The organism is Streptomyces sp. NPDC088733, from assembly GCF_044751185.1.
GTDB lineage: Bacteria > Actinomycetota > Actinomycetes > Streptomycetales > Streptomycetaceae > Actinacidiphila.
Genome location: NZ_JBIVLH010000002.1, coordinates 621,949 through 631,881, shown reverse-complemented (window position 1 = coordinate 631,881; position 9,933 = coordinate 621,949). Strand labels below are relative to the sequence as shown.

Below are 9,933 nucleotides of genomic sequence, written 5' to 3'. Positions count from 1 at the left end.
GACAACACCAAGCCCGAATCAGCCACTACAAACGACGCGGTCACACACCACCCGAAGCTGCCCACCCGTCACGACAAAGACCGTTGCAGTACTAGGGTCCGTCTTCAAAGATCATCGGGTAACGGATCATGGTGGGGTGATACGGCGCCATGAACTCACTGACTGGGAGTGGGAGTTGCTCGCTCCGTTGATACCGCGGGCCGCCACGGGACGACCTCGCGTGGCGGACCGGCAGGTTGTCCACGGCATGGTCTACAAGATCCGTACCGGAGTGTCCTGGCGTGACCTGCCGGAACGCTACGGGTCATGGCAGACGGTCTACACGCGGTTCCGCCGCTGCGCCCTGGACGGCGTGTTCACCCGGGCCCTGCAGTAGATCCAGGTCCGAGCAGACGCGGCCCGCTACGCGGCTATTTCCTCCGGTGTCCTCCAGCGGGGGAGGAGGCGTTCGCGGACGTGGTGGCTTCGGTTGGCGCCCTTGGGGCGGAGGGGCGGTCGTACCTCGATGCTGTGGAGGTATTTCTGGAGGAGGGCGCGGCGCTGGTGGGGGGAGCCCTTGCGCCATGTCCAGGATCAGCTCTGTGTCCATGGTTTGCGGCGTGGTGCTTTCGACGACGGCGATGGCGTCGCGTAGAGCGGAGATCTTCTTGTTGATGCTTCCCAAGAGTCCTTTGGGGCTGGGAGCGCAGGAACGCGATGCAACGGCCGTACCCGTCTGGGCGGTCAAGGCCTGGGGAACTTTTCGGCGGAAGAGAACGTGCTGAAGTGCGGCGAGGTCGTATCCCATCGGGGCGAGGGACAGGTCGTCGGTGTCGACGGTGACGACCTCCCCAGCCCCGGTGATGATGAAGTTCCGGGGGTTGCTGTCCTTGTAGAAGGCGGTAGGCCCCTGCGCGGTCTCTTCCAGCAGGCCGAGCATCGCGTCCAGGGACGCTTTGCCCGGCAGATAGCCCTGCTCGTGGCGTCGTCTCAGCGCGATCTTCCGGGGGCCGAGGTAGTCGTCGAAGGTTGTGCCGTCCTCGAAGTGGTGCGGAGCGCCCAGCGACGCCGACTGCAGGTCGCTGCGCCAGGCGGCACCGTGCGCGTGCCCCAGCAGTTCCGCCATGCGCGGGAGGTCCTCGGGACCTACGGAGTGGCCCTCGACCCGCTCGAACGTCAAGCTACGGGGCCCGACGACGACGAGGGCCGGCTGCCGCAGCGGCTTGGCGTGCCGGCCGATCCACCGGTAGTGACGCACGGCCGCCGCAGCGTGCTCCGGTGTCTCGTAGAACTTGGTGAACTGCGGGAGGGTCATACCTGCCCCTCCTTCGGTCGAGCGACGACGAAGGTGATGAGGGACCGCGTGGTCAGCGGCCGGTCCGGAAGGAACTCGTGCAAGGTCGCCGCCAGAGCCCCGGGGTTGCCATACAGGCCGGGCGCGAGGTCGTACTTCGGGTTCGTGGCCAGGTACTGCGCCAGGTGGTCATGGCCCTCGAAGGTGAAGACGTGCTCCTCGTCCAGGACAGCGATCACGTCGAGTGAGGAGGCGGCCAAGTTGGCGAGGTTGCCGCTGTGCGCCGTGGTGTAGAGGCTCTCGTGCTTGTCGGCACGCACGTCGAGGCCGGCGGAAGCGACGAGCTGGTCCATCTCGCGGTAACTGTCGAGTCCCTTCGTGACGAGCACGGCCAGGCCCGCGGGAGCGAGGGCTCTGGCGACCTGCGCGATGACGTCCTGGGGCCGCGGCGAGTGATAGAGGCAGAACGCAGCGACGGCGACCTCGCACGACCCGGCGGGCAGGGGGAGATCGTGGAAGTCCCCCTCGACGAAGTCCACCGTGCCGTCGGGCAGCTCCTTCGCGCGCTCGCGGGCCTGGGCGAGTAGAGAGGGAGCGGCATCCAGGCCGATGACGCGCTGTGGCCGGAGCTGCTCGGCGATGACCAGGCTGCTCGTGCCGCGACCGCAGCCGATGTCCAGCACCAGGCGGAGGCGATTCGGCCGCGCGTGGTGGGCCCGTACCAGGCTCACGATCGTCTCGGGCACGGGGCGGCCGAAAGTCTTGGCCCGCATCAGGGCATTGGTCCGCCCGGCCAGCCGGGAGGCATGCTCGTACAGCTCCCGCTGCCGGGCGGGGTCCAGGAAGGGGTTGTGCTTATTCATACCGCACCCCCCGTCCGGGGGCGCGGGCCGTTCAGGACTGCGTGGCGGCGATCTTCCGCAGCCAGCGGCGCGTCTGCCGCCGGTTGGCCAGCAACACCACGTCGGCGCCAGCGGCGAATTCCTCGATCTTCGCCATCACGCGGGGCCGCATCTTGCGGCGGTACGTGGCGACGTACTTGATCACACCCCAGTGGATCCGGTTGTGCACGCCGTTGCCCTTGTGCCCCGTCCCGTGCCGGATCTGCCGGGAGAAGATCCCGTACAGCGCCGCCACGGTCGACACATCCATCAGGACCACCGTGTCGCAAGCTTCGAGTCGGACCTGCAGCGTCGAGTTGTAGTTGCCGTCGATCACCCACCGCGGCTGCGCGACCAGCTCGCGCTGCAGCTCGGTGAACTTGTCCATGGGCAGCGCGTTCCACTCGTCGTCGTAGAACGCGGCATCCAGGTGCGTCACCGGCGCGTCGAGGATCCTGCCCAGTTCGCGGGCCACGTGGGATTTGCCGCTGCCTCCGCAGCCGACGATGGCGACCTTCTTCATGGTGCTCCAGCGTAGAGAGGTTCGGGTGTCCGGCGGGACCATCCGCCAGGACACGTTCGGATGATCCAGTAGCCATGTCCTGTGAAGCAGTCCGCATCAGGCAGCTCCCCGTTCGGTCGCGGTGGTCCGGACGAGCCCGTGGAGTACGGATTCCAGGGTGTCGACCTGCTTGCTCAGGCCGAAGAGGCGCAGGCGGTCCACGCACGCGGCGATCAGTTCGGCGTGCTGCTGGGTGCCGGCAACCTGGCGAAGGTAGGAGAGCCGTTCGATCACGTCGCGGCCGGAGTGCACGATCAGCTCCTCCGGCACGAACCGGTCGACGAAGCCGATGTCCGCCGGGGCCAGAGGCACACAGCCGGCCAGCACGGCCTCGAAGATGCGCTGTGTCATCTGGCCGGCGGCGGCGTATCGCTCGGGCAGCATGAGAATCGTGGCCAGGGACCGGCCGTAGATGCCGGCGGCGGCCTCGAACGGGATCCGGCCGAGGAAGTGGACGTGCGGCCAGCGATCGGTCTTGGTCCACTTCCCGGCAACCAGGTGTTCGACGCGGGCGGCGGCCGGGGCGAAGTAGCGGTCGAAAGACTCGTCGCGATCGTACTGGTTGCCCACGTAGCCGAGCGCGAGGTCCCGCGGCTGCGCCGCGAGGGCGACAGGGTCCGCGTGGTCGAGGAGGTCCTCAGCGACGGGGAAGAGCAACGACCACGCGCCCGGGCTCGGGGCGAGGGCGGCCTCGCACACGGCGGTGTGTGCCGTGCGGCGCCACACGCTCTCGGCACGCAGAGTGCGGTCTTTGTCCCAGATCACGGTGGGTGTCTGGTGTCGCACGGTGTAGTGGTTGATGAGCTGGGCCTGGCGGTGCAGGTCGCAGGTATGTCCCTCGGTCCCGCACACGGTGGTGTTGCGGCCGGTGATCGCCCAGCGCCATTCCAGGAACAGGGCGTCGATGCCCGGGGAGCCGCTGTCGAATGTGTAAGCGTTGCCGAGGTTGTCGCGGGCTTCGCGGCGGTCGCGGTCGGCCTGCAGGAAGACGATGTCGTGACCGCGGCCGAGGAGGGCGTCGATGAAAGGGCGGCGGTGGCTGCGGCCACCGTCCGGAGTGTCGGTGACCCCGTTGCCGAGGAAACCCCAGAAGCTGTATCCGATCTTCACTTGGTGATCCACCGCCCTTCGAGGAGCAAGGCGTCGAGCCCGGAGTTGGACAAGCACTCCAGAGCCATCTCCGGCGTCCCGCAGATCGGCTTGCCCTTGACGTTGAGAGACGTGTTGATCAGCATGGGCACGCCGGTACGGCGGCCGAAGGCGGTCAAGACCGCGTGCATGAAAGGGTTCTGCTCCCTGGTGACGGTTTGCAGGCGGGAGGTGCCGTTGGCATGCACGATGGCCGGCACGCGCTCGCGCGTCCTGTTCGTCACGCCGGAGGCCATGGACATGTAGGGCGCCTGCTGGCCGAGGGTGAAGAATTCCGCGGCGCACTCGGCCAGGACCATGGGGGCAAAGAGCCGGAAGGACTCGCGGAACTTCACGGTGGCGTTCAGGCGCTCGACGACACCGGGCTCCAGCGGGGAGGCCAGGATCGAGCGGTTGCCCAGGGCGCGCGGCCCGGCTTCGACGGCTCCCTGGAAGAGGCCGACGATGGTGCCGTGTGCCAGCTCGTCCGCGAGGAACTCCGCGGTCTCGATGCACAGGGTCTTCTGGCGAAGTCCGGGCCAGGGCGTCAGGTCGAGCGGCTGGTCCTCGTACGACGGCCCGAGGTAGCAGGCGCGGGCGACGCCGGCCACCGGCCGTGGGCTGCGGCCGTCGACGTGCACGGCGAGGGCAGCGCCGATCGCTGTGCCGGCGTCACCGGGCGCGGGCGGCACGAAGACCTCGTCGAAGATGCCGGCCTCGATGATCCGGCCGATACTCACGCAGTTCGTGGCGACTCCGCCTCCCACGCACAGGCGCCGGGCCATGTGCCGATCACTGTCGTTGATGAGGTTCATGCGGCCGCCGGTGGCGCCGATCACCGGACGTTTGACGTACTCGACGATGTCGATGAGGTCTTCCAGATCCCGCGGTTGGCGAACCAAGTGCTCCAGATCGCAGAAGATCACTCCGTCGATGGTGCCGGCTGCGAGATCACTGAGGAGCTCACGGAACTTCGGACGGATGACGACCCAGTCGATCGTCCCGTTGGCGCGCATGACCTTGCGCTTCTTGAACGCCGAGGTGTCGTTCTCCTTGTAGATCTTGGCGAACGGTCTCCAGCGCAGCCGTGCCCGAGTGTCCTCGGCATCTTCCGCTTGGCGGTCGACTCCGGCTTCGATGCCGAAGCGGTCGGAGGAGATCCGCAGATAGGCAGCCGGCCGTTTGGGCAGGTACGCGGCCAGCTCATCGTTGAGGTTCAGGGTGACGCGGCCGCCGCGTGCCTGCGGCGGAATGAGTAGGTCGTCCCACGCGTACGGCGTGGACATGGGGTGAACTCCGGCGACCCGTGCCTTCCGATACCAGGCACGTTCGTCGGAACCTCGCGTCTGACCAGGGCGGAGAGGGCGGCTGGGATCCGGCCCCGCCGCGGGGGATACTGGCGCCCATGCGAATCGACTTCGATCCCGAGGCCATGGGCCGCACCCCGTTCTACAAGCTGCTGACCTCGGTGGTCGTGCCGCGGCCCATCGCATGGGTGTCGACCCTGAGCGAGGCGGGAACGGCGAATCTCGCCCCTGCGAAGTTCTGAGGAAAGCGGTAGCGGTCCCGGAGCACGTTAGCCCTGGTCAGGGGTCTGTGCAAGGTGGAAGTTCCCGCGGAGGGCGGTTGGTTGCCTGGTCTGCAGCGTCAGCACCGGTCGCCGTACTACCAGCGCCACCACTTCGTACCGCAGTTGCTTCGCCAGCGGCCGGCAGCGCCCCGCCCAAGGTTGGCGGTTGGTGCGGGCTCGGCTGCTCAGGCCGGGCGAGGGTCGGTGTAGCAGGCAGCGGCAGGCTCCTCCGGAGCGGCGTTGATGCGCCGCGACCCGCAGGCCGAGGAGGAACGGCCGTGGGTGTCGTCGAGGTTGAGGTGAACACCGACGATGTGGAGCTCACTCCCCTCCGGCGCCTCGTCGTGCAGCCGCCGGGCCGAGGGCGGCGGACTGCCAGCGGAGGGATGCTCAGCTCACGTGCCGTCGGACGAGATCGGTGAGAGACCGGGCTCAGGTGCAGCCGCGCCAATGTGCTCGGGGTGGACCGCCGTAGCACCAAACCCACTTGCAGATCCACGGTCTCCGGATCACCGATCCAGCGGCCTCGAAGACCGACGGCATCCTCGAGCCAGAGACCCGTCCGCAGGGCCTGGCGGCAATCATCAGTAAGTTCCCGACCTGAAGCAGCTTGGTCGGCGACTTCGGCCAACCTTTCCTGGCGGACCAGTCATCGACATCAGGCAATGGTCGCCGTTGGCGACCCCACGGTGGGTGCGAGGCTCGCCCTCGCACCCACCGTGCTGGAAACGGCGTTAGCCGAGGGCTTTTTTGACGTCCCAGCCGCTGGTGATGACGATTGTGTCGGAGCCGGGTGTGGTGGGTGTGGCGATGTAGACGTGGACGCTGGTGTCTGCGAGGACGGCCCAGATGTCGGGGATGTTGTCGCCGTTGATGTCGGGTGTGCCGGTGATCATGGGGACGCTGGTGGCGCTCCAGGCGGTGCCGGGGTAGTTGGTGTCGACGCCGAGGAGGGAGGGGGTGCCGTTGGAAAGGGACAGCAGGGTGGTGCCGCCGCGGCTGTCCTTGATGCCGTAGCGCACGCGGAGTTGTCCGGCTTGGCGGACGCGGTAGACGAGGTCGAGGGCGCCGTCGTTGTTGTGGTCGCCGACGGAGACCAAGTCGCGGTCGGGCCATGCGGTGGCGGTGTTCTGGAGGACGGCTTGGCTGAAGGCGCCGCCGGTGTAGCCGAGGAAGGCCCAGTACTGGTTGCCGGAGGTGGCGAACATGTCGGGCCGGCCGTCCTTGTCGATGTCGCCGACGGCGAGGATCTGGTCGTAGGCGCCGGGGGCGGGCACGGTCTCGCCGTTGACGGCCTTGTCGGGGAGGAGGATCTCGGTGCGCTGGGTGATGTCGAAGCTGCCGTAGCCGTCGCCGGGGTAGATGAACAGGCCGGGGCCGGCTCCGTTGTCGGGGTTGTTGTCCTTGTCGGGCATGCGGGCGATGAGGTCGGTGACGCCGTCGGCCTTGAGGAAGTCCCCGTTGTGGGTGATGAGGGCGGGGTTTCCCGCGGGGTCGGTCCAGTAGCCGTCGTCGAGTGTCGAGCGGGGCTTGTAGGCGGCAGGGATGGATGCCTGGATGTCGCCGGTCTTGTCCGCGGCGTACAGGCGCAGGTTGCCGATCTGATCGATGACATACAGGTCGGGTAGCGCGTCGCCGGTGACGTCGCCGGGCGCGTCCTTGTGGTCGCTGGGCGAGACGTAGAACAGGTAGGTCGCGGCGGCCGATTGGTTGCCCGCGCCGTCGACGGCCTTGACGTACAGCACGTTGGGGCCGGCGACCTTGGGGGCGACCGAGACGGTCGTGCTGGCGCCCTTGGCGACGGTCTTGCTGTGGTCGTAGAAGCCGCCGTTGACGGAGTACAGGTAGGTCGTGGTGTCCTTGCTGCCGGCGGGCGACAGGGTGAAGGTTCCCTCGTTGCCGAAGGTCTTGCTGCTCCAGACGGTGCCGGTTCCGTCGTCCTCGGGGAAGTCGGTGGAGTCGATGCCGGGCGGGTTGGGCTTGCTGGAGTCGTAGGTGAACAGGCAGTTTCCGGTGCCCGGTGGCGCGTAGGAGGAGGCGGTGCCGGTGGAGTCGATGGCCCGCACGGTCCACCTGTAGATCTTGCCGTTGGCGAACTTGGCTGCGGCGACGGTGATGCTGGCGTGGCCGTTGGCATCGACGGTGTAGTTGCCGTCGATGATCTTCGTGGTGGCGCCGTCCTGCCACACCTCGAAGTCGAGGTACTTCAGGTCGCCGTCGGGATCGGAGGAGGTCGCGGCAAAGGTCAGGTCGGAGTTGCCGACGCTGCTACTGGGAGTGGCCTCGCAGTCCGGGCCCGGCGTCATGGCCAGCTTGGTCGGCTCGACAGGCTTGTGGTTGTAGGTGATCTTCAGGTACGGGGAGTTGCTGCTGCTGGCCTCGAACTTCTTCCACGGGTACGACGAGGTTTCGTCGGCCGCGCGCAGTCCCACGGTGACCGAGCTCCAGCCGTTGGTGGCGGCGTCCTGGCCCAGTGAGGTGGCGGGGAAGTTTACCCAGTTGTCGGGGCAGCTGCTGTTGTAGCCGTGGGCGACGTTCTGGGCGTTGATCTGCTCGGTCCACGACGGCTGGTTGTTCCAGGTCGTCGCCGAGGAGATGCCGCTGGTCCGCCACAGCTGGACACCGCGCGCGGAGCAGGACCAGGAGTAGGTCTCCAGGGCGTAGAAGGAGGCGGAGGAGACGGCCGCGCCTTTGAGCTTGGTGGACAGGGCCAGCTGGAAGAAGGAGCGGGACAGCCCGGCGGTGGTGGACTCGTAGCCGACGCGGGCGGTGTCGGTGCCGTCGTTGAAGTTGTTGCCGTTCCAGAAGCTGGAGCTCGGGTGGGGCTGGTAGGCGGTGGTCCAGTTGTTGGTGTGCCCGGTGAAGGAGGGGTCGATGAACACCGGGTACACCGTGGAGTCGTCGGTCAGCAGTTTCGCGTCGGGGGTCAGGCTCAGTGCGGTGCCTTCGCTGAGGGTGACCTGGGCCAGCGCGTCGTGGGTGCCGGGCTGCGGCCCGGCAAGCCCGGGCAGAGCCAGCACAGAAGCCGAGTCGGAGGTGTTGGTGAAGGCAGCCGGCCGTACGGCCGACCCGGCGTCACCGGGGGTGCTGTCGCGGAAGGCCGCGTCGGTCTCGTCGTAGGGAGTGTGGGAGTTCGGATCGGGCATGTCCGCGGGATCGTCCGCCGGGGGGTCGACGTCCGGACCGGCCGACGGGGGCGGCTCCTCGGACGGGCGGGGCGGCTGCGGGTCGTCGCCTTCGGTGATGGCGGGCTTGCCGGCGGAGTCCCACATGTACGGCGTGGGGGAGACCGCGATCTCGCGCCCGCTGCTGTCCTTGGCGTGGACGACGTGCGTGACCGGGTCGAGGGTGAAGGCCAGGTCCGGCGAGGTCAGGCCGTACGACAGCTTGGCGAGTTCCGGGTTGGCAGCGGCGTCGGCGTCCTTGACGATCAGGACGTGGGAGAAGCCCGCGTCGCGAGCGGTGAGCAGCAGATCGACCCCGGGCAGCACGTCCTGGTACAGGGCGCGCGGGCCGCTGATGACGGGGGTCGGCAGCAGCCCGGGCCAGGTCAGGGTCAGCTGGTGTCCGTCGGTGCTCCAGGTGACCAGGTCGGTGGAAGCCGTCTCCCCGGCCGTTCCGGTGGTCAGCGCTGTACGTGCCTGGGACCGGGAAGCGTGGTCATCGGCGCTGCGGCTGCCACCGGAGAAGACCGCCGGGTTGTTGACGGCCTCGGGCGCCCAGCCGCCGTCCTTGGTCTGGCGTAGGTCGGTGTCGATCGGCTTCCACACCCCGCCCACCTTCGCGCGGAACGCGATCGCGCGACTGGTCAGCTCGAAGGAGCCGTTGGGCAGGGCGTAGGTGGTGGTGTTCGCGTCGCGCAGCGCGGTGACCTCCACTCGTTTGCCGGAGCTGCGGGCCTGGGCCACGGCGGTGTCCTCGTCCAGCAGCACCGGCGCGGAGGGGGTGCCCGGGCGGTGAGGGGCGTCGGCGTGGTGCAGCGCCGGCAACTGCGTCAGGCCAAGGGCAGCGGCCACTGCAGTGGCCAGCAGGGCACCGGCCCGCCGCCTGGTGCGCGGCAAGCGCAGCCAACGTCCGTCCACGAAACTCGTCCCCTCCCCGACCCGCAGCCAACGCCACGCGATGCACGGCGACGAATGAATCCGCCGCCGAACCCAGCGTCATCTTTGGCTGGAGTTAACCTGATGTTCAACCCTTGGGGGTCAGTGCAGAAATTTCCCAGAGGGCAGGAATGCGCGACCAGATCATGCCCTAAAGATGCACCCCGCGCCACCCTTTGTGGGATTCCATGGCGGATGAAAAGGTGTGAATGCGGCAAGTTCTTCACGTGAGGGACTTGTAATGCGAGTGCGCGCCGGTCGGGCGCGCCCCGCAGGTCAACCCGTCCCTGTTGCTGACCGCATGCGCAGCAGTGGACATCCCGAAGTGCGCTTGCGCGCTTGTGTCCTGATGTGTGGATCATGCGAATGAGGAACCCTTTGCGCCAGATCAGCGGATCTCTGGATGATCTTTCCTGGAT

Annotated in this window: 7 protein-coding genes and 1 pseudogene; 2 read left to right on the top strand and 6 right to left on the bottom strand. The window is 67.9% G+C overall.

The window, feature by feature from the left end; translation table 11 throughout:
- The first annotated feature begins 136 nt into the window (after positions 1-136).
- Entirely contained in the window at positions 137-376 is a 240-nt protein-coding gene (locus tag ACIP64_RS06030) for a transposase (protein WP_401582375.1), read from the top strand.
- Here ACIP64_RS06030 and ACIP64_RS06025 read toward each other — a convergent pair.
- The 5 genes from ACIP64_RS06025 to ACIP64_RS06005 all read right to left on the bottom strand — a co-directional run bounded on the left by ACIP64_RS06025 (position 305) and on the right by ACIP64_RS06005 (position 5,130).
- The gene (locus ACIP64_RS06025; protein WP_401582373.1) at positions 305-1,294 is read right to left on the bottom strand and encodes a hypothetical protein; all 990 of its coding nucleotides are present in this window, start codon (positions 1,292-1,294) and stop codon (positions 305-307) included. The genes ACIP64_RS06030 and ACIP64_RS06025 overlap by 72 nt on opposite strands.
- Positions 1,291-2,136 (bottom strand): class I SAM-dependent methyltransferase, encoded by an 846-nt coding sequence (locus ACIP64_RS06020; protein ID WP_401582371.1) that lies wholly within the window; start codon positions 2,134-2,136, stop codon positions 1,291-1,293. The genes ACIP64_RS06025 and ACIP64_RS06020 overlap by 4 nt, the downstream gene beginning before the upstream one ends.
- 31 nt (positions 2,137-2,167) lie before the next feature.
- Positions 2,168-2,677: a topology modulation protein gene (locus tag ACIP64_RS06015; protein WP_401582370.1), complete on the bottom strand. Its 510-nt coding sequence runs from the start codon at positions 2,675-2,677 to the stop codon at positions 2,168-2,170.
- A gap of 96 nt (positions 2,678-2,773) precedes the next feature.
- On the bottom strand, positions 2,774-3,826 hold the full coding sequence (locus tag ACIP64_RS06010) for a hypothetical protein (protein ID WP_401582369.1): 1,053 nt from the start codon (positions 3,824-3,826) through the stop codon (positions 2,774-2,776).
- Positions 3,823-5,130: a carbamoyltransferase C-terminal domain-containing protein gene (locus ACIP64_RS06005; RefSeq protein ID WP_401582367.1), complete on the bottom strand. Its 1,308-nt coding sequence runs from the start codon at positions 5,128-5,130 to the stop codon at positions 3,823-3,825. Before ACIP64_RS06005 ends, ACIP64_RS06010 begins: the two co-directional genes overlap by 4 nt.
- Positions 5,131-5,249: 119 nt before the next feature.
- On the opposite strand from ACIP64_RS06005, the pseudogene ACIP64_RS06000 reads away from it, so the two are divergent.
- A pseudogene (locus ACIP64_RS06000) lies at positions 5,250-5,390 on the top strand (flavin reductase family protein); the annotation flags it as partial.
- A 758-nt stretch (positions 5,391-6,148) separates the two neighbouring features.
- On the opposite strand, the gene ACIP64_RS05995 reads toward ACIP64_RS06000, so the two are convergent.
- Positions 6,149-9,496, bottom strand: a complete 3,348-nt coding sequence (locus ACIP64_RS05995; RefSeq protein WP_401582365.1) for an FG-GAP-like repeat-containing protein — start codon at positions 9,494-9,496, stop codon at positions 6,149-6,151.
- Positions 9,497-9,933: the final 437 nt, after the last annotated feature.

Bases quoted from the DNA above. Each gene is read 5' to 3' on its own strand.
- ACIP64_RS06025 (WP_401582373.1), bottom strand. From the start codon at position 1,294: ATGACCCTCCCGCAGTTCACCAAGTTCTACGAGACACCGGAGCACGCT.
- ACIP64_RS06020 (WP_401582371.1), bottom strand. From the start codon at position 2,136: ATGAATAAGCACAACCCCTTCCTGGACCCCGCCCGGCAGCGGGAGCTG.
- ACIP64_RS06015 (WP_401582370.1), bottom strand. From the start codon at position 2,677: ATGAAGAAGGTCGCCATCGTCGGCTGCGGAGGCAGCGGCAAATCCCAC.
- ACIP64_RS06005 (WP_401582367.1), bottom strand. From the start codon at position 5,130: ATGTCCACGCCGTACGCGTGGGACGACCTACTCATTCCGCCGCAGGCA.